The organism is Streptomyces sp. NPDC002623, assembly GCF_053592635.1.
Genome location: NZ_JBSFWB010000010.1, coordinates 249,353 through 271,167 on the forward strand (window position 1 = coordinate 249,353; position 21,815 = coordinate 271,167).

Below are 21,815 nucleotides of genomic sequence, written 5' to 3' on the forward strand. Positions count from 1 at the left end.
CTCGCCGTGCGCACTGGGCCGCAAGGGGGCAGATTTGGAGCCCGGGACCCGCGCTGCGCCGGGCGAGGAGGTGGTCGCCGTGCCGGAGGAGACATCCGGCCAGGCTCCGGCGGCCGTATGGGCACCGGTCGGCCGGCCGCTGCTCTCCCTGGCGCTGACGTCGATGATGGACGACGTCGGGGCGCACTCCGGTGCCGTCTACCTGCGCCGGGGCGACGATCCGGTACTGGAGATGGCGGTGGTGGCCGGGCTGCCCCGGGCCTTCGCGGCACCCTGGGAACGGGTCGGGCTGAGCGCGCCGATCCCGGTCGCCGAGGCGGCCCGCGAACGACGGCTGGTGTGGGTGGGCGGCGAGGAGGACATGGCCCGCCGCTATCCGCGGATCGCTGTCGTCCTGCCGTATCCGTTCGCCTTGGCCGCGCTGCCGGTGGCGACCGAGTCCCGGGTGTACGGGGCGGTCTTCGTCACCTGGCCGGGCTCCCACCCCACGGAGCTGTCCGACCGGGAGCGTCAGGAGCTGACGGCGGCCTGCGAGCGGCTCGCGCTGCGGCTGGAGCGCGCGGCGGCGCAGAACCTCTCGCTGCGCCCCGAGGCCGATGTGGTGGACGCGGGGCCGATGAGCGGGATCGCCGACACGCTCGGCACCCTGGAGGCGGCGCGGATGGTGGCCCGGCTGCCGTACGGGCTGTGCTCGCTGGATCTGAGCGGGCGGGTGGGCTTCGCCAACGCCGCCGCTTCCGAACTGCTGGGCGTCCCGGTGAGCGGGCTGCTGGGCTCGCAGCTGTGGGCGACCATGCCGTGGCTCAACGACCCCATGTACGAGGAGCGCTACCGGGCCGCGCTGATCAGCCAGAACGCGACCTCGTTCGTGGCGCTGCGCCCGCCGTCGCAGTGGCTGTCGTTCCGGATGTATCCGAGCACCACCGGGCTCAGCGTCCGGATCAGCCGGGCCCGGGCCGTGTCGGAGATGAGCCCGGCCGATCCCCGGTCGGAGGACGCGCCGACCCGGCTGGTGTCGATGTCACAGGCGCTGAGCCTGGCCGGGGCGCTCACCGAGACGGTCAGCGTGCAGGACGTGGTGGGGCTGGTCGCGGACGAGATCGCGCCGGCGGTGGGCAGTCAGGCCCTGGCGCTGCTCGGCGCCCGGGCCGGCCGGCTGCATGTGCTCGGGCACCACGGGTATCCCGACCCGCACACGGTGGAGCGGTTCGACGGGATGCCGCTGAGCGAGCCGAATCCGGGCGGGCACGCCGTCACCCACGGCGTCCCGGCGTTCTTCGAGTCCTGGCAGCAGCTGAATCATCTGTATCCGGCCCGGCACACCAGGCCGGACGGCTTCGCCGCCTGGGCCTTCCTGCCGTTGATCGCCTCCGGCCGGCCGGTCGGCGCCTGTGTGCTGGCCTACGCCGAACCGCACACGTTCTCCACGCACGAGCGCGCGGTGCTGACCAGCCTGGCCGGGCTGATCGCGCAGGCCCTGGACCGGGCTCTGCTGTACGACGTCAAGCACCGGCTGGCGCACGGGCTCCAGGCGGCGCTGCTGCCGCACTCGCTGCCGTCGCTGCCCGGCATCGAGGCGACCGCCCGCTATCTGCCGGCCACCCGGGGGATGGAGATCGGCGGGGACTTCTACGACCTGGTGCCCTCGCAGCCGCTGCCGGTGGCCGTGATCGGCGACGTGCAGGGGCACAACGTGACCGCGGCCGGGCTGATGGGGCAGATCCGCACGGCCGTGCGCGCGTACACGACGGTGGGTCAGGAGCCCGGGGAGGTCATGCGCAGCACCAACCGGCTGCTGATCGACCTGGGCTCGGAGCTGTTCGCCAGCTGTCTGTACCTGCGGCTGGACCCGGCCCGCGGGCGGGCGGTCATGGCCCGGGCCGGACATCCGCCGCCGCTGCTGCGCCGGGCGGACGGCCGGGTGCGGGTCCTGGATCTGGCGGGCGGCCCGCTGCTGGGCATCGACGACTCGGCGACGTATCCGACGACGGAGGTCGAGCTCTCCCCCGGCTGTGTCCTCGCCCTCTACACGGACGGGCTCATCGAGACGCCGGGGGTGGACATCGAGGACGCGGTCGCCGAGCTGGGGACGCGCCTCGGCGAGGCCGGGGACCGTCCGCTGGAGGAGCTGGCCGACGCGCTGGTGGGACATTACGCGGCGGCGGAGGAACGGATCGACGACGTCGCCCTGTTGTTGCTGCGGGCGTCGGCACCGGCGACATGAGGCGGGACGCGGCGCAGAACACGACGGTCCGGCCCTCCCGCCGGAGGGCCGGACCGTTCGACCGTGCGTCCGATCAGTGGTCGCTGATCAGTCGGTGATCAGTCTGATCTGTGGGGTGATCGGCGATCAGTGGGTCTCGGTGCCTTCGGCACCCTCTTCGACGCCCTGCTGGTCCTCGTTGCCGGCGCCCTGCTTGTCGCCCGCGCCCGCTTCCTCGCCGCCGACCGCGTCACCGCCGGCCTCGCCAGCGCCGGCTTCCTCGCCGCCGCCCTGGATGGCCTCGCCCGTGTTGTCGTCGATGCCGTCGGCGTTCTCGTCCACGGCACCCGCGCCGGCCTCTTCACCGCCGCCCTCGACGATGGCCTCGCCGGTGTTGTCGTCGATGCCGTCGCCGTTCTCGTCCACGGCGCCCGCGCCGGCCTCTTCGCCGCCGACCTCGTCACCGGCACCGAGTCCGCCGTCGCCGAGGGTCGCGCCGACGGCCTCCAGAGCGGTGGTCACCGGCTGGAAGAACGTCTCGCCGCCGACGGTGCAGTCGCCGCTGCCACCCGAGGTCAGGCCGATCGCCTGGCCGTCCTGGGTGAAGAGCGAGCCGCCGCTGTCGCCGGGCTCGGCGCAGACGTCCGTCTGGATCAAGCCCGTGACGGTGCCCTCGGGGTAGTTGACGGTGGCGTCGAGGGCCAGAACCTGACCGTCGTTGAGACCGGTGGTGCTGCCCATCCGGAAGACCTGGGTGCCGACCGTCGCCTCGGCGGCCTCCGTGATCTGGAGGGTCTGGTCGCCGAGGTTGACCTCGCTCGCGGCCACCGTGGCCGGGTCGTCGTACTTCACAAGCGCGAAGTCGCCGTCGCCGGGGAAGGTCGCCTGGTCGACGGTGGCGATGGGCTCGCCGTCCTCCGCGTCGGACCACTGCTCGGCCGCGACACCGCAGTGACCGGCCGTCAGGAAGGCCGGGGAACCGTCGCCCGCCGTCACGTTGAAGCCGAGGGAGCAGCGCGCTCCGCCGCCGAATATCGCGTCGCCGCCGGCCACCTTGGTGCTGAGGGTGCCGGCCGACTTCTGGATCGTCGCCATGCCCGAACCGAGGGTCTGGACGGTCGACTCCAGCTGGTCCCACTTGGTGCCGGTGACCGTGGAGTCGGCGGTGACGAGGATCTTGTTCGTCTTGGGATCGACGCCCCAGGCGGTGCCCGGGATGGTCGCTTCCTTCTTCAGCGTCGCCGCGGCCGCCTCGAGCTCGGCCGTGCTGTTGTCGACCTGGCGGATCTTGGCGCCGGCCTTCTTGGCCTGCACGATGACCTGGTTCTCGTCACCGTCGATGTTGATGTCGTCGCCCTCGACATTGATGACGTTGACGACCAGTTGCTGGCCCTCGCTGTCGTAGTACGAACCGGCGAAGGCTTCACCGAGCAGCTCGGCGAGCTGGGAGGCCAGGTCCGAGGCGTCGCCTGCCTTCAGGGTCTTCACCGCGGTGGCGTCGTTGGAGCCGCCGTCCTGGGAGGCGTTGGCCTGGGGAAGCAGGATGGCCGCCGCTCCGAGCGCCGCCACCGCGCCTGCGGCGATGATGACCTTGCGCTTCGTAACTCGCTTGTGACTCAAAAAACTCGACCTCCTGGGGGACGGGGTCTGCTGCCGGTGTCCGGCAGCTCCGTACAGCGGCGCCTGGTTGGTCATGGGTACGCAGGAGGCGCGTGGTGCGTTCAATCGCGTTTGCCAACTTCCTTTGCGAAACGCTGAATCGGCCATGACCCGCGCCCGACCCGGCCGCCGGGCGGACAACCGCCCAAATGGCGATGACGACCCCCTAAACCTCTCGTCTGCGAGCCGTCGAACTGAGGAAGACGGTCCGGCAGCCGACCTCGTTCCGGCGTTTGACGATCGATTCGGATGGCTGGATCTCGCCCACGATCACTCGGCACTCACGTCGGCACTTCCGGACCGACACCGTTCGTGGTCGGTCGACGACGTTCCGTTCGGATCGGGGGCCGGAATCCTGGTTTCGGAGAATCTGCACATCGAATGCCCAAGCAGGTCACTGGAAGCCGGGGTTCTGCACAACTCGACGGCACCGGGCATGCCATTGGGGCGGGAGTGTCGGATTCGCCGCGAGGGCGCAGCGCGCTCATCCGAGCGAATCCGCCCCGAGGTGTGAAGAAGTCGGCGACAAGCCGTGCCCGGTCCTGCACGGTTCAACACTCCTGTGACGCAAGTGCCCAGGTGGGACAGGGGTTTGATTGGAAGCCCCGGCGGCGGACCTGCTTTGATCCATCGCACCGCAGGGCCGTCGGGGCCTCCCGGAAACGGGTGTCCGGCGCTCTCGGCCGCGGCCGTCGTCTGTCCCCAGAGGGGGCCGCTCCCCCCTTATGAGATATCCATGTGAAGGGAAGTTCCACCATGAACTCCACCCCCCAGGTTGAGACCGTCGAGATCTCCGACGCCGAGCTGGACAACGTCTCCGGCGGTCTGTCCCTGAACGCCCTCGGCACCGTCACCGGCCTGGTGGACGGCATCGCCCCGGTCTCCGGCCTGGTCGACACGGTCGTCGGCACCGTCCAGGGTGTCACCGGCCTGAACACGGCCCCGGTCACCAACCTGGTCGCCGGTCTCTGATCGCGCCCTGTGTGACCCCTTGAGTCCCGGAGCCGTCACCCGGCTCCGGGACTCATCGGTGCTCCGAACTCCCGAGGGAAGTCCCGTGCAGTTCCGCCAACAGGCCCTCGCCAAGCTCCAGTCGCCGGAGGAACTCGACCTGCCGGTGCGTTTCGCGCGCCCGCAGGGCTGGCTGGTGCTGTCCGTGACCGTGGTCGTCATGGCGGCCGCGTCCGTGTGGGCGGTGACCGGCTCGGTCACGTCCACGGTGAGCGCGCCCGCCGTCCTCACCCACGGCGAAGGCAGTTACATCCTCCAGAGCCTCGCCGCCGGCCAGGTCACGGCGGTCCTCGCGAAGGAGGGCGAGCGGCTGCCCGCCGACTCCCCCGTGCTGAGGGTGCGCACGGCCGAGGGCGACGCCGTGGTGCGGACGGTCGCCGCGGGCCGGATCACCGCGCTCGCCGCCACGATCGGGCAGATCATCGCCACCGGCGCGAACGTCGCCGCCGTGGAGAAGGTCGCGGACGCCGACGACCCGCTGTACGCGACGGTGTACGTCCCCGCGGAGAACGCCGCGTCGATCCCCGAGGACGCGGCCGTCGATCTGACCGTGCAGACCGTGCCGTCCCAGGAGTACGGCGTGCTGCGCGGCCATGTGAAGTCCGTGGACCGTACGGCCCAGTCGGCGCAGCAGATCGCCGCGTTCCTCGGCGACAGCCAGCTGGGCGGGCAGTTCACGAAGGAGGGCCGCCCGGTGGCGGTCCTGGTCCGCCTCGACAGATCCTCCGCGACGAAGAGCGGCTACAAGTGGTCCTCGGCGGACGGGCCGCCGTTCGCGCTCACCTCCATGACCATGGCGACCGGTTCGATCCGGCTGACCGACCAGCGTCCCGTCGATTGGCTGCTCCCGTGACCGCGACCGAGCAGACCCGCAGCCGCCGCAAGGCCGCGCCGCCCCGGCGCACGGTCCCCAAGAGCCGGGTGAAGACGGTCCGCACGCCCACCGTGCTCCAGATGGAGGCCGTGGAGTGCGGGGCCGCGTCCCTCGCCATGGTCCTCGGCCACTACGGACGGCACCTCCCGCTGGAGGAGCTGCGCATCGCGTGCGGTGTCTCCCGCGACGGCTCGCGCGCCAGCAACCTGCTGAAGGCGGCCCGCAGTTACGGCCTGACGGCCAAGGGCATGCAGATGGACCTGGCCGCCCTCGCCGGGGTGCGCACACCCGCGATCCTCTTCTGGGAGTTCAACCACTACGTCGTCTACGAGGGCCTCGGCCGGCGCTTCGGCCGGCGGGGCGTGTACATCAACGACCCCGGCAAGGGCCGGCGGTTCGTGCCGATGGAGGACTTCGACGGCAGCTTCACCGGGGTCGTGCTGGTGCTGGAGCCGGGCGCGGACTTCGAGCGGGGCGGGCGCAAGCCGGGGGTGCTGGGCGCGATGCCCGCCCGGCTGCGCGGCACGGCCGGCACCATGCCGGCGGCCGTGCTGGCGAGCCTGCTGCTGGTCCTGGTGGGCGCGGCCGTGCCGGCGCTGAGCCGGACCTATATCGACATGTTCCTGATCGGCGGACAGACCTCGCTGCTGGAGGTGCTGTTCGCGTCGATGGGCACCTGTGTGGCGCTCACGGTCGCCCTGACCTGGCTCCAGCAGGCCAACCTGCACCACGGCCGCATCATCTCCTCGACCCTCTCCAGCGCCCGCTTCCTGCGGCATCTGCTGCGGCTGCCGGTGACCTTCTTCTCCCAGCGCAGCCCGGCCGACCTGGTCCAGCGGCTCCAGTCGAACGACGCGGTCGCCGAGACGCTGTCCCGCGACCTCGCCTCGGCGGGCGTGGACGCGGTGGTCGTCGTCCTCTACGCGGTCCTCCTCTACACCTACGACCCCCAGTTGACGTACGTCGGCATCGGCGTGGCCCTGCTCAACATCGTCGCCATGCGGATCGTCATCCGGCTGCGCGCGACCCGTACGGCGAAGCTGCGCGCGGACAACGCGCGGCTGACCAACACGGCCTACACCGGGCTGCAGTTGATCGAGACGATGAAGGCGACCGGCGGTGAGGACGGCTATTTCCGCAAGTGGGCCGGGCAGCACGCCACCACGCTGGAGGAGCAGCAGCGGCTCGGGGTGCCGAGCGCCTGGCTGGGCGTGGTCGCGCCGACGCTCGCCTCGCTCAACAGCGCGCTGATCCTGTGGATCGGCGGTATGCGGGCGATCGAGGGCCATATCTCGGTCGGCCTGCTGGTCGCCTTCCAGGCGCTGGTCACCCGCTTCACCGCGCCGCTGACCCGGCTGAACGGCGTCGCGGGCCGGATCCAGGACTTCGCGGCGGACGTGGCCCGGCTGAAGGACGTGGAGAACTTCCGCGCCGACCCGCTCCACGACCGGCGCGGCGGCGCCGAATCCACGCGCCGGCTCCAGGGTCACGTGGAGCTGGAGAACATCACCTTCGGCTACAGCCCGCTGGACAAACCGCTGCTGACCGGATTCGACCTGACCGTCGGACCGGGGCGGCAGGTGGCGCTGGTCGGCGGCTCCGGCAGCGGCAAGTCGACGGTGTCCCGGCTGATCTCGGGCCTGTACGCGCCCTGGGAGGGCGTGATCCGCATCGACGGGCAGCGGCTGGAGGACATCCCGCGCGGGGCGCTCGCCTCGTCGGTCTCCTTCGTCGACCAGGAGGTGTTCCTCTTCGAGGGCTCGGTCCGCGACAACGTGGCGCTGTGGGACCCGTCGATCCCGGACGACGCGGTCGTCGAGGCGTTGCGGGACGCGGCGCTCTATGACGTCGTCCTGCGGCGGCCCGGCGGCATCCACAGCAAGGTCGAGCAGGACGGCCGCAACTTCTCCGGCGGGCAGCGCCAACGTCTGGAGATCGCGCGGGCGTTGGTGCGCCGGCCCAGCATCCTGGTGCTGGACGAGGTGACCAGCGCGCTGGACGCGGAGACCGAGCAGGCGGTGATGGACAACCTGCGCCGGCGCGGCTGTGCATGCGTGGTGATCGCCCATCGGCTCAGCACGGTGCGCGACAGCGACGAGATCGTCGTGCTCCAGCACGGCACGGTCGTGGAGCGCGGGCGGCACGAGGAACTGGTGGCGCGCGGCGGCTCGTACGCGGCCCTGGTCAGGGAGCGTTGAGATGACGGCCGTACCCGAGGGCGGCGGCGACGTCGTGCTCGCCGCGCTGGGGCAGATGGGTTCGCGGATCGACTGCGCCGGCTTCGGCCGCCTCGATCTGGAGGGTCCGCAGGTGCTGTGGCTGGTCGCGTCGGGCGCGTTGGACCTGTTCGCGGTGGACGCCGAACAGCAGGGCCACTGGCACCACTTGGGCCGTCTGGAGGCGGGCGCGCTGCTGCTCGGTCCGGTCACCGGCCCGCAGCACACGCTGGTGGCCCGCCCGTTGCGGGACTGCGTGGTGCACCGCATCGGTCTGCGCGAGCTGTACCAGCCCGCGAACACCCAGACCTGGTCCTACGACGAGTACGGCAACCCCCAGTACGTGCCGCCGACTTCGAGCCCGCTGGAGTACGCGCTCGCCCTCGGCGTCGGGCGCGGTCTGTCCATCCTCTTCCAGGCGCCGATGGCCACCGAGCGGGCCATGGAGGATGGGGGTGCCCCCGCGCGAGTTTATTCGAGCGTGGGGGAGGACGACGATGTGTTCTGGATGCAGGTGCCGCCGGGCAGCGTGCAGTACGGCTCGCTGTACGGCGCCGAGGCGGCCGCCGACCTGCTGATGGACCCCGCGGTGTGGCAGAGCATGGTCGATCAGCAGTACCGGCTGCTGACCACGCTGGACCGCTGGATCGAGCAGCTGGAGCGCACCCACGAGACGCGCACGGCCGCCGGCATCAAGGCGGGCGAGGCGGTCCGCGCCCAGGCCGACCGGACGCTGCTGGCGTCGATCGGCAAGAAGCCGGGGCAGCGCACGACGGCCGCCGACGCCGACGCCACCTTCGCCGCCTGCAAGCTCGTCGCCCGGGCCGCCGGGATCACCCTCGCCGAGCCCTCGCAGATGGGCGCCGACAGCGACCGGCTGGACCCGGTCGAGCGGGTCGCGCTCGCCTCCCGGGTGCGCGCCCGGGCAGTACGGCTCGACGGCCGCTGGTGGCGGGACAACGTGGGCCCGCTGGTCGGGCACCGGGCGTTGTCCGGAGCGCCGGTCGCGCTGCTGTGGCGGCGCGGCGGCTATGTCGCGGTGCATCCGGCGACCGGGCGGGAGACGCCGGTCGAGAAGGCCAACGCGGCGGAGTTCGAGCCGCGGGCCGTCATGTTCTACCGGCCGCTGCCGGAGCGGCGGCCGAGCCCGCTCGGGCTGCTGCGGTTCAGCATGCGGGGCACCGGCGGCGATCTGACGAACCTGCTGCTCAGCGGGCTGGTGACGGTGGCGATCGGGGCGCTGGTGCCGATCGCGACCGGCAAGGTGCTCGGCGAGTACGTGCCGAAGGCCCAGCAGGGGCTGATCGTGCAGGTGTGTCTGGCGGTGATGGTGAGCAGTGTGGTCGCGGCGGCGTTCATGCTGCTGCAGAACCTGACCATCCTGCGGCTGGAGGGCCGGATCGAGGCGACGCTCCAACCGGCCGTCTGGGACCGGCTGTTGCGCCTGCCCACCAAGTTCTTCGCCGAGCGGTCGACGGGTGAGCTGGCGAGCGCCGCGATGGGCATCAGCGCGATCCGGCGGCTGATGGCGGGACTCGGTCCGGCGGTCGCGCAGTCCGTCACGATCGGCGCCATGAACCTGGGGCTGCTGCTCTGGTACAGCGTGCCGATGGCGATGGCGGCGATCGGCATGCTGGTCGTCATCGCCGCCGTGTTCCTGGGCCTCGGGCTGTGGCAGGTGCGCTGGCAGCGGCGGTTGGTGGTGCTGTCCAACAAGCTCAACAACCAGGCGTTCCAGACGCTTCGGGGGCTGCCGAAGCTGCGGGTGGCGGCGGCCGAGAACTATGCGTACGCGGCCTGGGCGGCGCAGTTCGCGCGCAGCCGCGAGCTGCAGCAGGGCCTGGGCCGGATCAAGAATCTCAACACGGTGCTGGGCGCGGTGTATCTGCCGCTGTGCTCGCTGGTGATGTTCATGCTGCTGGCGGGTCCGGCGCGGGGTGCGCTGTCGGCGGCGGACTTCCTCACCTTCAACACGTCGATGACGATGCTGCTCACCTCGGTGACCTCGCTGACCGGCGCCTTCGTCTCGGCGGTGGCCGCGCTGCCGCTGTTCGAGGAGATCCGGCCGGTGCTGGAGGCGACGCCCGAGGTCCGTACGGGCAACACCCGCCCCGGCCCGCTGACCGGCGCGCTCGAAGCCCGCCGTCTCTCCTTCCGCTACTCCGACGACGGTCCCCTGGTCCTCGACGACGTCTCCTTCGAGGTGCGGCCGGGCGAGTTCGTGGCGATCGTCGGCCCGAGCGGCTGCGGCAAGTCGACGCTGCTGCGGCTCCTCATCGGCTTCGACAAGCCGGTGTCCGGCAGTGTGCTGTACGACGGCCAGGACCTCGCGGCCCTCGACCAGTCGGCGGTGCGCCGCCAGTGCGGGGTGGTGCTGCAGCACGCCCAGCCGTTCACCGGCTCGCTGCTGGACGTCATCTGCGGCACCGAGGCCTACACGCCGGAGGAGGCGATGGCGGCCGCCGAGCTGGCGGGCCTCGCGGAGGACATCAAGCGCATGCCGATGGGGCTGCACACGATCGTCTCGGGCAGCGGGTCGGTCTCGGGCGGCCAGCAGCAGCGCCTGATGATCGCGCAGGCGCTGATCCGCCGGCCGCGCATCCTGTTCTTCGACGAGGCGACCAGCGCCCTCGACAACGAGACGCAGCGCACGGTCATCGAGAGCACCCGCAAGCTCAACGCCACCAGGGTCGTGATCGCGCACCGGCTGTCGACGGTGCTGGACGCCGACCGGGTCGTGGTGATGGAGAACGGCAAGGTCGCCCAGCAGGGCCCGCCCGCCGAGCTCCTTGCGGACACCGGCGGCCGACTGCACGAGCTGGTACGGCGGCAGCTGAGTTAGCGCTCCGCTGGACGTGCCGCGATGTGCCGTCGTTCGGCTGCGGCGCCGTCGTGGCTGGTCGCGCAGTTCCCCGCGCCCCTGACGGGGCGCTGCCGACCCGCTCAGGCCATGTGGATCAGTCCTTCGCAACGGTCTGTGGCCGCGGCTCACGGTTCCTGCAAGGTGCCCGCCCACAGCCCGGGCACCCGGCCGCCCGCGCAGGTCAGCTGCTGGGTCGCGGTGACCCGCAGGGCCGCCGCGAAACGGGCCGGGTCGCGCAGGAACTCCATGTGGATGCCGGGGAACTCCGCCCAGGGCGCCCCGATCCGGCGGGCGATCTCGATCGAGGGGCGGGCGTAGTAGGTGCCGCGGTCCTCGGCGCCGGCGGCCAGCAGGATCGGGAACGGGGCCGCCCGGAGGGCCTCCTCGTCGGGGCGGAAGCCGCCGAAGCCCGCCCATTCCGTCCCGAAGAGGTGGTCCTGGTTGGCCAGGAAGCGCTGCCAGAGGTCGGCGGGCCAGCGGTAGGCGCCCTCGCCGCGGGTCGTCTCGGCGAACCGGCGCCCGGCCGCGGGCCCGCCGCCGGCGGCGTACAGCGCGGCCAGTTCGGGGAAGAAGCCGCGCTCCGGGTCGTCGTCCGGCAGGACGTTCACGGCGGGCGGTTCATGGGCGATCAGGCCCGCCAGCGCCTCCGGGTGCGCGGCGGCCAGGGTGAGTCCGATGATCGCGCCCGCGCTGTTGCCGAAGACCAGGGCCCGGCCGCCGGCCAGGCCGTCGATCAGCGCCCGGGCGTCGGCGGCCTGCTGGGCGAGCCGCATCGGCCCGTCGCCCGCGCCGCCGCTGCGGGAGTTGCCCCGGCGGTCGTAGGTGATCACCGTGAAGGCGTCGGCGAGGTCCTCGGCCACGGCCGTGTAGTAGCCGGCGTCTCCCCCGGCCCCGCTGATCATCAGCAGCGCCGGGCCGCTGCCGCGCACCTCGTGGTACAGGCCGGTGCCGTCGATGTCGAACACACCGCTGCGCATGTCTGAGCTCCCCTCGCCGCGCCCCGCTAACGAAACTTTGCCGTTTCGCTGAAACTGGTTTAGCCTCTATCTGTACGAAACCGTTTCGTTTACGGGTTCTTTGCCTTCACGTCCCTGGAGTGGTTCCCATGTCTCCGAAGACCCTTACGGACGGCACCCTCACGGGTGCCGAACAGGATCCGTCCGCGGCATCCGCCAAGAAGTGGTGGATCCTCGCGGTCGTCGCCCTGGCCCAGCTGATGGTGGTGCTGGACGCCACCATCGTGAACATCGCCCTGCCCTCCGCCCAGGCCGACCTCGGCTTCTCCGACGGCAGCCGGCAGTGGATCGTCACCGCGTACGCCCTGGCGTTCGCCTCCCTGCTGCTGCTCGGCGGCCGGATAGCCGACCTCTTCGGCCGTAAGACGGCCTTCCTCGTCGGCGTCGTCGGCTTCGCCGCCGTCTCCGCGCTCGGCGGCGCCGCGACCAACTTCGAGATGCTGGTGACCGCCCGCGCACTGCAGGGCGCCTTCGGCGCGCTCCTCGCGCCGGCCGCGCTCTCACTGCTCAACACCACGTTCACCGACGCCAAGGAGCGCGCCAAGGCGTTCAGCGTCTACGGCGCCATCGCCGGCGCGGGCGGCGCCGTCGGCCTGCTGCTCGGCGGCATCCTGACCGACGCGCTCGACTGGCGCTGGACGCTCTACGTCAACGTGGCCATCGCCGTGGTCGCCTTCGCGGGCGGCTGGCTGCTGCTCTCCAACCACCGCGACGCAGCGAACTCCAAGCTGGACGTGCCCGGCACCATTCTGGTCGCCTCGGGTCTGTTCGCCGTCGTGTACGGCTTCTCCAACGCGGAGACGCACGACTGGAGCTCCCCGCAGACCTGGGGCTTCCTGATCGCGGGCGGGCTGCTGCTGGCGGCCTTCGCCTGGTGGCAGACGCGCGCCGCGCACCCGCTGCTGCCGCTGCGCATCCTGTTCGACCGCAACCGCGCGGCCTCGTTCTTCGCCGTGCTGATCTCCGGCGCGGGCATGTTCGGCGTGTTCCTCTTCCTCACCTACTACCTGCAGCTCAACCTCGGCTTCAGCCCGACGAAGACGGGTGTGGCGTTCCTGCCGATGGTCGCGGCGCTCATGGTGGCGGCGCAGATCGGCACCACGGTCCTGGTGCCGAAGCTCGGCCCGAAGGCGGTCATCCCGCTGGGCTTCGCGATCGCCGCGGTCGGCATGGGCTGGCTGACCGGGATCGGCGTCGGCTCCGACTACATGAGCGCGGTGCTGCCGCAGCTGATCGTCATCGGAGTCGGCCTCGGCCTGGTCATGCCGCCCGCCATGCAGCTGGCCACCGGCGGGGTCGCCGCCGAGGACGCGGGCGTGGCCTCCGCCACGGTCAACGCCATGCAGCAGGTGGGCGGTTCGATCGGCACGGCCCTGCTGAACACCCTCGCCGCGAGCGCCGCGACCGACTACCTGGCCGGGAAGGACCCGACGAACAAGCTGGTCCAGGCGCAGGCCACCATCGAGAGCTACACCACCGCGTTCTGGTGGTCGGCCGGCTTCTTCGCCGCGGGCGCGGCCATCGCGTTCGCGCTCTTCCGCCGCGGGGTGCCGCAGGTGGACGCCGACGCGGCGCCGGTGGTCCATATGTGACGGACCCTTCGAGGAGAGCCGCATCAGGGAGAGGGGCCGCCGTCCGGGATGGACGGCGGCCCCTCTGTGCTGCGCCCGCGGCGCAGCCTTTGTCGTGCCGGAGGCCGGCGGGCGGCCCCACACCACCCGCCGGCCTCCTGGTGCGGGATCGCCGTGGTCCCGGGTCAGGCTCGCACTCCCCACGTCACGAGCCTGCCTCGGCCGTCCCCACGGGGACCGGGCGACCCCGGCTCTCAGAACGCGAAGAGGCTGCTCGCGGCAGCGTTCCTCACGCACTCGTTGGCGAAGGCGCGCTCGAAGGAGACGCGCTTGCCCTGCCACACGCCGTCGACGGTGACGACCACCGGGTCGTACTGCTTGGTGCAGATGCCGCCGCCCGGACCCGCAAGGGCGTCGAGGTCGCCGCCGGCGGCGCGCAGTTCGGCGCAGGCGAGGGCGGCGGCGGGGTGGGTGCCGGAGGGCCTCGGCGCGCAGTTCAGGGTCACGGCCCGGGCCGCGTCGACGGTGGCGGCGCTCTCTCCGTGGCCCACGGTCAGCACGAGGGCCGACGGGGCGTAGAGGGAGGTCGGCGCTGCGGCCGGGGCGGCGAGCGCGGACCCGGTGAGGGGTCCGCAGACGGTGGCGGCCGTGAGGCCCAGGGTCGCTGCCCAGCGCGCGGTGTTCCGCATTGTGTGCATCCTTCCGCTCGATTCGGGGGTGTGCCGCTCCGGCTCCGATGGGTGCCGGACGCGACGAGCGCGAGTCTGCCGAGTCCGCCGCCGAATCTCACCTCGACCCCACCGGTTTCGGTAACCTTGCGTATTGAATCAGTGGCGTGAAGTGACGGAATTCGAACGTTCCAACGCCGGAAGCAAGCGCTTCATGATCCCTTCGGTCGACTCGATGACCGGTTTTCATAGCTCCGTTAATCGGCCTGAAACATTCCGCTCCGCGGCCGTCACGGATGCCCAGGGGCGGAGTAATGTTGATTACATGATTACCGCAGAGCAGAACGAGAAGCTGAGGGGCTGGTTCGCGGGCCGGCTGCCCGACGATCTCTTCGACGAGCTGACCGAGGTGACGGTCGATCGCGAGGAGATCACCGTCGTCGGCCGCATCCCCGCGCCCCGGCTGGCCGAGGACGCCCCGGCCGCCGAACGCGAGGCCGCCGTCGCCGCCCGGATCCAGGAGTTCCGGGAGCGCACCCGCGAGGCCCGGATGGCCGTGGCCGGCGACGCGGAGCACCGGTTCCGGCGGAAGGTGTCCTGGGGCGTGGTGTGCGACGGAGAGCGCGCACTGTTCACGCATGTGGCCGCGCCCGTGATGACCCGGCTGCGGCAGCCCGAGCGCCAGGTCCTCGACACCCTGATCGCCGCGGGCGTGGCCCGCAGCCGCAGCGACGCGCTCGCCTGGTGCGTCCGGCTGGTCCAGCGCCACACCGACGACTGGCTCACCGAGCTGCGGGACTCCCTCGAACACGTCCAGCGGGTACGCGCCCAGGGACCGGACGCGGAAGCGGACACAGGTACAGGCACGGACACGGCCGGGGACGCAGGCTCGGAGGAGGTGGCTGATTCGTCCACTCGTGACGCCGAGGAAGGATGATTCGCCCTCTGGCCGGGGTCTGTCCCAGCGCCGTACCTTCGGCAGACCCCGATCAGGACGGCATCCCCGGAGGCGCTGCAGGTCTTCAACCGCCGTCAGCGCGGGGGCCGTTACTGGTTCGCGCACGGCTGGAACCGGCGGGGCATGACCGCGTGGTGGGTGTCGGCCTGCCGCTGTCCCTCGCCGTCGCCGCCGTGCTCTGTCTGACGCTGCTGCGGATCTTCCCCGAGCCCCGGGCGGTGTACGCGCCGCAGGGTCCTCGGCCGGTCCGGATGTGTCGGCCGACGAACGTGCGGCGGAGCCGTCGCACCGCTGAACTCCCCCGCGCCTACCCGCCGGTATGGTCGCCCTGCGACGCAGGCTCGACCATGGGACGACGAGAGGCGGGACGGACGGGATGGCCAAGCACTGGGGAGACTTCCAGTACGAGATCTATCTCAACGGGATGACGGGCGCGGTGCCCCGACTGCCCACGGACCTCACCCGGCTGGAGGCGCTCACCGAACAGCGCCTCGGGCCGGGTCCGGTCGGTTATGTGGCGGGCAGCGCGGGGGACGGCAGCACGGCGCGGGCGAACCGGGCGGCCCTGGAGCGCCGCCGGATCGTGCCGCGGATGCTGCGGGACGTGCACGAGCGGGACCTGTCGGTCGAGGTGCTGGGCCGCACCCTGCCCGCCCCGCTGGCCCTCGCGCCGGTGGGCGTGCTGTCGATCATGCACCCGGAGGCGGAGTCCGCGGCGGCCCGGGCCGCGGCCGCCCAGGGGGTGCCGTACATCCTGTCCTCGGCGTCCAGCACACCCGTCGAGCAGGTCGCCGAGGCGATGGGGGACGCCGAGCGCTGGTTCCAGCTGTACTGGTCGAAGGACCGTGAGGTGACCCGGAGTCTTCTCGGCCGGGCGAAGGCGAGCGGGTTCACGGTGCTCGTGGTCACCCTGGACACCCCGATGCTGGCCTGGCGACCGCGCGATCTGGACCAGGCCTATCTGCCGTTCCTGCACGGTGTGGGCACCGCCAACTACTTCACCGACCCCGCTTTCCTCGCGGGCCTGGCCAAGCCGGTGCACGAGGATCCGAACGCGGCCGTCCTGCACTTCGTCGGCCTGTTCGCGGACCCCGGCAAGACCTGGCCGGACCTGGCGTTCCTGCGGGAGAACTGGGACGGGCCCATCGTCCTCAAGGGCGTTCTGCACCCCGACGACGCCCGACTGGCCGCCGACGCCGGGATGGACGGCGTGGTGGTCTCCAACCACGGCGGCCGGCAGGTGGCCGGTTCGGTGGCGGCCGCCGACGCGCTGCCCCGGATCGCGGCGGCGGTGGGCGACCGGCTGACCGTCCTGTTCGACAGCGGGATCCGCACCGGCGACGACGTCTTCAAGGCACTGGCCCTGGGCGCGCGGGCGGTGCTGCTGGGCCGGCCCTACGTCTATGGACTCGGCCTGGACGGGCAGCCCGGCGTCGAGCACGTGATCCGGTGTCTGCTCGCCGAGTTCGACCTCACCCTGGCCCTGTCCGGCCACGCCCGTCCGTCGACCGTCGGCCCGGCGGACCTGGCCGACGAGACACGGTGAGCTCCGGCCGACGCCGTACGGACGGGACGGGTCCGGACGCGACGCACACGCCGTCCCGTCGCCGAACCCCGTCTCCGTCCGTCAGGCCGTTCCGTCCGCCAGGTCGATCGGCTGGGCCGACGGCGGTGCGTCCGTGCCGGTGACCGCGAGGGAGCCGGGCGTGGCGGTGGGGGTGTCGGTCAGCCAGCGCTGGCCCGTGGAGTGGTCGCGGACCTTGACGACGACGTCGGAGCCCGCGACCTCGCCGGCGGTCGCCAGGGCGAGCGCGTCGTCCCAGCGGGGCAGCAGCTCGCCCTGGACGGTGAGGTCGTAGCGGACGTCGTCGCCGCGGGCGTCGGTCTCGTCCGCGCACGCGCCGAGCATGACCACGCCGGCGTCGACGTGCGAGTCCACGCACAGGTCGGGGTGGGACGCGCTGCGCAGCTGTCCGTCGTCGCTGTACGACCACAACTGCGTCTCGTCGGAACCGCAGGCGGCCAGTTCGACGGCGGCGCCCGCCTGCGCCTCGCCGTTGATGTCGAGGCACAGGTCGGCGGCGGCGTTGCGCAGCCGCGTCTGCTGCGGTGCGGTGGGCAGTTGGGCGGTGTCGGGGGCCGTCGACCCGGCGGTGACGGACGGCGAGTCGACTCCGGGGACGCTGCCGCTGGTGGAGGCGGCCGGGTCGGCGCCGCCGTCGTCCGACCACATGCCGGCCGCGAGCAAGGTCGTCAGCAGGCCGGCCGAGGCCAGGCCGACGCCGGTGAACAGGGTGCGCGGCGAACGCGGCGAACGCTCCTCCCCGGACGTCCGGCGGCGGGGCGACGGAATGCGCGAGAGGAGGTTGCCGCCGCGCTTTCCGCGCGTGCCGCCCCCGCCGCGGTGCCGCGCGGATCCCTTGAGCCGTACGGTCTGCTGCTTGGTGCGGCCGGGGCGGGTGTCGTGGTAGCGGCGGGCGCCCCAGCCGAGCACCGCCTCGGCGAGCAGCAGGCCGAGGCCGCTCTCGAAGTGGCCGAGCTGTTCGGCGGCGGAACGGCAGTAGCGGCACTCGTCCATGTGCTTGCGCACATCCGGCAGAAGATCGCCGCCGCGCCGGATGGGCACGTCGAGAAGCCGGTTGTAGAAGCGGCAGTCCTTGCTCGGCGCGAGTTCCGCGTGTGCGCGGACGACGCCCTCGCGGAGCTTGTCCCGGGCCTGTTCGAGGGCGGCGGACACGGTGTCGGTGTCCATGCCGAGCAGTCCGGCGGCGACGGTGATCTGCTCGCCCTCGACCTCCACGTGCCACAGGACGCAGCGGGCGACCGCGGGCAGGCCCTGGAACGAGCGCTCCGCCAGCACCCGGTTCTCCGGCGTCATGGACTTCGCGGCCCGCATCCCCCGGGCGCCGGCCGGCTTGCGCAGCACCGGCAGCACACCGGACAGCCCCTCGTCGGCGGACCACAGCCCGGCCATGTCCCGCACGGTCACCAGCAGCCGGGGGCGCAGCGCGGTACCGGGCTCGCCCAGTTTGAGCCGGTCGAGGACCTGGTGGAAGGCGCCCGCGGTGAGCATGGAGGCGACGTTCCCGGAGGAGGCGAGGCAGATGGCCGCGTACTCGTGCACCGGCCGCCAGTGCCGGGCGATCAGCAGGGCGGTGGACTGGGCGACCTCGCTGTCCGCGCCACCGCGTATCCCGGCGGCGAGGGACTCGTCGGACTCTCCGGGGCCCGCGCCCGGCGGCGGATACGGCGGAAGAGGAGGTTGAGCGGTGGGCACTGAGCGAGTTCCTTTGATACGTACCTGTTCGGTGCGGCAGGGAGCGTGAGTTCGCCTCCGCCGACGAACGCAGGGGGCCCGGCCTCGACCCCCCGCACGGGTCCTTCACCTTTACACAACTAAGTCGTGCACAACAAGGCGGCGGCTGAAGCTGCGCTTTGTTGATGGAAAGTCGATAAGCGGAACCAACTTCCACCGCTCATCGCGCCTTTCGGCGGCCCCGAGAACCTGCCGAGGCGTCCCGGCCGAGATCCGCCCCTGCGCCCCGTGTGAAACACGCGCACGCAGCGGTGTGCCTCGCACGCTCCCGGCGCACCGGCCCAGGTAGTTGGCTGGAACCGGCCACTTCCTCGGAGGCCCCGCGCAGGACGGCGGCTCTCCTGCGCGAAACGGCCGCCGGCCCTGCTCCTCCCGCCCGGGGCCGGCGGCCCGAACCGCTCTGCCGCACCACCGCGCAGGCCTATATCTGCCAGGACCTCAACCGGTCCGCCGCCCCGTAGACGTCGGTCTTGCCGTCGATCAGGTCCCGGGCGAGGTCGACGAGCGCGCCGTACGGCGGATCGATGCCGACTCCGCTGGTGAACATGTACGCCACCGCCGTCGCGCAGGCGAACCGGGCGTTGGCCGAGGGCAGGGGTTTGAGCAGGGTGAGCGTGTGCAGCAGCGCGGCGGCCCGCCAGGCCGGATCCGAGTCCACGCCGAGCTTCGGCGGGTCGACCCGGTGCCGGGCGACGGCGGCGACCAGCGCCGAGAAGTCGTTGATGGTGGGCTGCTCGGGCAGTACCTCTTCATGCCGTTGGAGCAGCCAGGGCACGTCGATGTGGATGACGGATGTCATCGGTCAGGCGACCCGCCCCTCGCCCTGGGCGGAACGTTCGTCGTCGGGGAAGGCGGCGGCGAATTCGTCGGCATGGGACGCGAAGAACCTGCGGAAGGCCTCCGCGCCCTCCTGGAGCGCCCGGTGCCGCGCGATGTCGGCCGCGGCCGCCTCTCGCACGAGTGCCTTCATCGACGTACCGCGTTCCTTGGCGATCTGCCGCAGGTCCTCCAGCTCGCGATCGCTGAACTCCACATTGAGGGCTGGCATGCCCTTCACGGTACCGCGCGGGTACTTACTCGTAAATATCCCCAGGTCAACATGATGACCGCGCGGTACCGGAAGGTGTTCGACCTTGCCCACTCCTGATCGGAGCGGCTATCGCTGAAGCGCTGTCCCTGATCCGCTGCCCGGTCCGCTACCCCTGGTCCGCCACGAAGGAGGCCATCCGGGTCAGCGCCGCGTTCCAGTTGATCGCGGTCTCGTTCGTCGACCAGGACTGGATGTCGTCGATGTAGCAGAACTGGCCCACGCAACCCCCCAGCTTGCTCTGCGCATAGGGGTCCTGGATGCTCGAGTTCGCTCCGCCCGCGAGGGTCCCGGCCGGCGGGTTCGGCAGGTTCGGGTCGAGCTGGTGCGCGTACCAGCGGCTGTGCTGGTGGTGGGAGTCGACGTCGCCGTAGCCGGTCACGTACGAGATGTTCAGCGCGTTGCGGCCGAGGACGTAGTCCATGCTCTGGACCGCCGCGTCCCGGTACTTCGAGGCGCCGGTGAGGTCGTAGGCGGTGGCGATGACCACGGCGTTGTTGAGGACCTGGTGGCTGGAGCCCCAGTCGTAGCGGTTGTCGGTGGGCGCGTAGGGCATGCCGTACGGCTGTGCGGCCAGCGTGGCGAGGTAGGCGTCGGCGCCCCGCACCACCGATCGGCGCACCTTGTCCCGGCCGGGCAGCCTGTTCGGGACGGTCGCGAGGTCGAGCCGGCCGGCGGCGGCCGTACGGGACCAGTCGAAGCCGTTGGGGACGAAGACGTCGGCGGTGTGCACCGGGGAGTTCAGCACATGGTCGGCGAACTGCTGCTCCGCGGTGGTGAGATACAGCTCGGCGGCCGCCCAGTAGAACTCGTCGGTCGCGTCGTCGTCGTTGTAGGCGCCGCCGCCGATGCCGTCGGCCGGGTCCGCGTGGACGTCCGGGTGGGCGAGGGCCGCCGTCCATGCCTTGCGCGCCGCTGTCAGCGCCTTCGCCGCGAACGCCTTGTCGTAGGGCCGGTAGAGGCGGGCCGCCTGGGCTGCCGTCGCGGCCAGGTTGAGGGTCGCGGCAGTGGTCGGCGGGTGCAGTTCGCGCTTCTGCGGGTCGGCGCTCGGCAGCAGCGGCAGGCCGGTCCACTGCTCGTCGTGGATCTTGTGGTGGGCCATGCCGGCCAGGGGCTGCCCGTCCGGCACCTGCATCTTCAGCAGGAAGTCCAGCTCCCAGCGGGCCTCGTCGAGAACGTCCGGCACCCGGTTGCCGCTCTCGGGGAGGGCGAGCGTGCCGTCGCCGAGCGCCGCCGGGCGGCCGGTGCGGGCGACGAGGGAGCGTTCGTAGGTGCTCAGCAGCTCCCATGCGGCGATGCCGCCGTTGACGACGTACTTGCCGTGGTCGCCGGCGTCGTACCAGCCGCCGGTGACGTCCAGGGTGTAGTCGCACACCCCGGGTTGGCAGGGGACGGCCGAGTCGCCCTGGTTGGGGGCCACGCCCACATGGCCGGCCGGCCTGCCGTAGCCGGGGCGCAGATCGTCCCGGATCTCGATGCCGCTGCGCTGTGTGTAGTAGTACTTCACCGCGTCCAGCCGCAGTCGCTCATAGCCGGCCGTGCCGATGTCGAAGGGGTGGCTGGTCTCGCCGTCGGCGACCAGCGTGAAGCCGGCGCCGCGCTTGCGGTAGGCGCCGAAGTCGATGGAGTGGACCTTCTGCCCGGAGGAGACGTCGAGGCCGCGCGGCACGCTCCAGCCGTGCGCGACCGTCGCCCCCGCGGCGTTCTTCAGCTGCCAGGGCAGCCTTACGGCGGCGTCCGTGACGAGCGTGGCGTTCTTCGGTCCGGCGGGCAGATAGCCGACCTGGTTGACCCGCACCCGCGGTCCGGTGTCAGGCTCGTAGACCTCCGGCGGCACCCCGCCCAGCAGGGAGACGTCGTCCAGGCAGAACCGCCAGGGATCCGCACTTCCGCCGACCTGGAAGGCGACCTGCCCCTGTGCGCTGTCGACCGGCGAGGTGAAGGTGTAGGAGTACGAGTCCCCCGCCGCGTCCAGCACCGGGGTCGCCTCGTACCAGGTGTCGTACGGAGAGACCCCGAGGCCCACGATCGCCCGCACCACGTGCCCCTCGGGCACTCCGGAGGCGCTGAAGGCGAAGCGGTACGTCGACCCCTTCACCAGGGTGATCGCGTCCTGGCCGACGGCTGAGTCCCAGCGGTCGACCGTGCCGCCGGGCACGTCCGCGCACAGCCGGCCGTCGGCGAGAGCGGGCGTGACGTTGCTCGTCCACCACGGGTCGGCGGTCGAGTCGAAGCCGCCGTTCCTGACCTGCTCGACCTCGTCGGCGCCGGCCTGCTGCACGGGCAGCGCGGTGAGCGCCGCGCCCAGCAGCGCCGCGAGGGACAGCAGGGCGGTTCTGCGTCGTTTCACGTCCGGGCTCCTCGATCCAGTGG

15 protein-coding genes and 1 pseudogene are annotated in these 21,815 nt (G+C 71.9%); 9 read left to right on the forward strand and 7 right to left on the reverse strand.

What is annotated here, in order from left to right; translation table 11 throughout:
- Positions 1-79 precede the first annotated feature (79 nt).
- Complete coding sequence (locus ACWD4O_RS20670; RefSeq protein WP_451281639.1) at positions 80-2,224, forward strand: SpoIIE family protein phosphatase; 2,145 nt, start codon at positions 80-82, stop codon at positions 2,222-2,224.
- 126 nt (positions 2,225-2,350) lie between these two features.
- Here ACWD4O_RS20670 and ACWD4O_RS20675 read toward each other — a convergent pair whose 3' ends face one another.
- Positions 2,351-3,823 carry a S1 family peptidase gene (locus tag ACWD4O_RS20675; protein WP_451281640.1) on the reverse strand — a complete coding sequence of 491 codons (1,473 nt, stop codon included), beginning with the start codon at positions 3,821-3,823 and terminating at the stop codon, positions 2,351-2,353.
- 795 nt (positions 3,824-4,618) lie between these two features.
- Between ACWD4O_RS20675 and ACWD4O_RS20680 the strand changes: the two genes are divergently transcribed.
- The 4 genes from ACWD4O_RS20680 to ACWD4O_RS20695 all read left to right on the forward strand — a co-directional run bounded on the left by ACWD4O_RS20680 (position 4,619) and on the right by ACWD4O_RS20695 (position 10,805).
- Complete coding sequence (locus tag ACWD4O_RS20680) at positions 4,619-4,834, forward strand: type A2 lantipeptide (protein WP_450944873.1); 216 nt, start codon at positions 4,619-4,621, stop codon at positions 4,832-4,834.
- Between the two features lie 85 nt (positions 4,835-4,919).
- The gene (locus ACWD4O_RS20685; protein ID WP_451281642.1) at positions 4,920-5,726 is read left to right on the forward strand and encodes an HlyD family efflux transporter periplasmic adaptor subunit; all 807 of its coding nucleotides are present in this window, start codon (positions 4,920-4,922) and stop codon (positions 5,724-5,726) included.
- The gene (locus ACWD4O_RS20690; RefSeq protein ID WP_451281644.1) at positions 5,723-7,945 is read left to right on the forward strand and encodes an NHLP family bacteriocin export ABC transporter peptidase/permease/ATPase subunit; all 2,223 of its coding nucleotides are present in this window, start codon (positions 5,723-5,725) and stop codon (positions 7,943-7,945) included. The genes ACWD4O_RS20685 and ACWD4O_RS20690 overlap by 4 nt, the downstream gene beginning before the upstream one ends.
- 1 nt (position 7,946) lies before the next feature.
- Complete coding sequence (locus ACWD4O_RS20695) at positions 7,947-10,805, forward strand: NHLP bacteriocin export ABC transporter permease/ATPase subunit (RefSeq protein WP_451281646.1); 2,859 nt, start codon at positions 7,947-7,949, stop codon at positions 10,803-10,805.
- Positions 10,806-10,951: 146 nt separating this feature from the next.
- On the opposite strand, the gene ACWD4O_RS20700 is transcribed toward ACWD4O_RS20695, so the two are convergent.
- Positions 10,952-11,803, reverse strand: coding sequence for an alpha/beta fold hydrolase (locus ACWD4O_RS20700; protein ID WP_451281648.1), 852 nt, complete (start codon positions 11,801-11,803; stop codon positions 10,952-10,954).
- 128 nt (positions 11,804-11,931) lie between these two features.
- Here ACWD4O_RS20700 and ACWD4O_RS20705 point away from each other — a divergent pair, with 128 nt between their 5' ends.
- Positions 11,932-13,434: an MFS transporter gene (locus ACWD4O_RS20705; RefSeq protein ID WP_451281650.1), complete on the forward strand. Its 1,503-nt coding sequence runs from the start codon at positions 11,932-11,934 to the stop codon at positions 13,432-13,434.
- Between the two features lie 233 nt (positions 13,435-13,667).
- On the opposite strand, the gene ACWD4O_RS20710 is transcribed toward ACWD4O_RS20705, so the two are convergent.
- Positions 13,668-14,102 (reverse strand): protease inhibitor, encoded by a 435-nt coding sequence (locus ACWD4O_RS20710; RefSeq protein ID WP_351917482.1) that lies wholly within the window; start codon positions 14,100-14,102, stop codon positions 13,668-13,670.
- 304 nt (positions 14,103-14,406) lie between these two features.
- Between ACWD4O_RS20710 and ACWD4O_RS20715 the strand changes: the two genes are divergently transcribed.
- From ACWD4O_RS20715 to ACWD4O_RS20725, 3 genes and pseudogenes are all read left to right on the forward strand, one after another.
- Positions 14,407-15,018 carry a hypothetical protein gene (locus tag ACWD4O_RS20715; protein WP_451281652.1) on the forward strand — a complete coding sequence of 204 codons (612 nt, stop codon included), beginning with the start codon at positions 14,407-14,409 and terminating at the stop codon, positions 15,016-15,018.
- Between the two features lie 66 nt (positions 15,019-15,084).
- Positions 15,085-15,467: pseudogene (locus ACWD4O_RS20720) on the forward strand (hypothetical protein); the annotation flags it as partial.
- Positions 15,416-16,585 carry a lactate 2-monooxygenase gene (locus ACWD4O_RS20725; protein ID WP_451281654.1) on the forward strand — a complete coding sequence of 390 codons (1,170 nt, stop codon included), beginning with the start codon at positions 15,416-15,418 and terminating at the stop codon, positions 16,583-16,585. The pseudogene ACWD4O_RS20720 and the gene ACWD4O_RS20725, both read left to right, overlap by 52 nt.
- Positions 16,586-16,666: 81 nt before the next feature.
- Here ACWD4O_RS20725 and ACWD4O_RS20730 read toward each other — a convergent pair whose 3' ends face one another.
- The 4 genes from ACWD4O_RS20730 to ACWD4O_RS20745 form a co-directional block, all read right to left on the reverse strand.
- Positions 16,667-18,316 carry an RICIN domain-containing protein gene (locus tag ACWD4O_RS20730; RefSeq protein ID WP_451281656.1) on the reverse strand — a complete coding sequence of 550 codons (1,650 nt, stop codon included), beginning with the start codon at positions 18,314-18,316 and terminating at the stop codon, positions 16,667-16,669.
- A gap of 460 nt (positions 18,317-18,776) precedes the next feature.
- The gene (locus ACWD4O_RS20735) at positions 18,777-19,154 is read right to left on the reverse strand and encodes a toxin Doc (RefSeq protein ID WP_351917472.1); all 378 of its coding nucleotides are present in this window, start codon (positions 19,152-19,154) and stop codon (positions 18,777-18,779) included.
- A gap of 3 nt (positions 19,155-19,157) precedes the next feature.
- A complete protein-coding gene (locus ACWD4O_RS20740; protein ID WP_351917470.1) occupies positions 19,158-19,403 on the reverse strand; it encodes a hypothetical protein in 246 nt (81 codons plus the stop codon).
- 148 nt (positions 19,404-19,551) lie between these two features.
- Complete coding sequence (locus tag ACWD4O_RS20745) at positions 19,552-21,792, reverse strand: glycoside hydrolase family 9 protein (RefSeq protein ID WP_451281658.1); 2,241 nt, start codon at positions 21,790-21,792, stop codon at positions 19,552-19,554.
- Positions 21,793-21,815: the final 23 nt, after the last annotated feature.

Bases quoted from the DNA above. Each gene is read 5' to 3' on its own strand.
- ACWD4O_RS20680 (WP_450944873.1), top strand. From the start codon at position 4,619: ATGAACTCCACCCCCCAGGTTGAGACCGTCGAGATCTCCGACGCCGAG.
- ACWD4O_RS20695 (WP_451281646.1), top strand. From the start codon at position 7,947: ATGACGGCCGTACCCGAGGGCGGCGGCGACGTCGTGCTCGCCGCGCTG.
- ACWD4O_RS20700 (WP_451281648.1), bottom strand. From the start codon at position 11,803: ATGCGCAGCGGTGTGTTCGACATCGACGGCACCGGCCTGTACCACGAG.
- ACWD4O_RS20705 (WP_451281650.1), top strand. From the start codon at position 11,932: ATGTCTCCGAAGACCCTTACGGACGGCACCCTCACGGGTGCCGAACAG.
- ACWD4O_RS20710 (WP_351917482.1), bottom strand. From the start codon at position 14,102: ATGCGGAACACCGCGCGCTGGGCAGCGACCCTGGGCCTCACGGCCGCC.
- ACWD4O_RS20715 (WP_451281652.1), top strand. From the start codon at position 14,407: ATGATTACCGCAGAGCAGAACGAGAAGCTGAGGGGCTGGTTCGCGGGC.
- ACWD4O_RS20725 (WP_451281654.1), top strand. From the start codon at position 15,416: ATGGCCAAGCACTGGGGAGACTTCCAGTACGAGATCTATCTCAACGGG.
- ACWD4O_RS20735 (WP_351917472.1), bottom strand. From the start codon at position 19,154: ATGACATCCGTCATCCACATCGACGTGCCCTGGCTGCTCCAACGGCAT.
- ACWD4O_RS20740 (WP_351917470.1), bottom strand. From the start codon at position 19,403: ATGCCAGCCCTCAATGTGGAGTTCAGCGATCGCGAGCTGGAGGACCTG.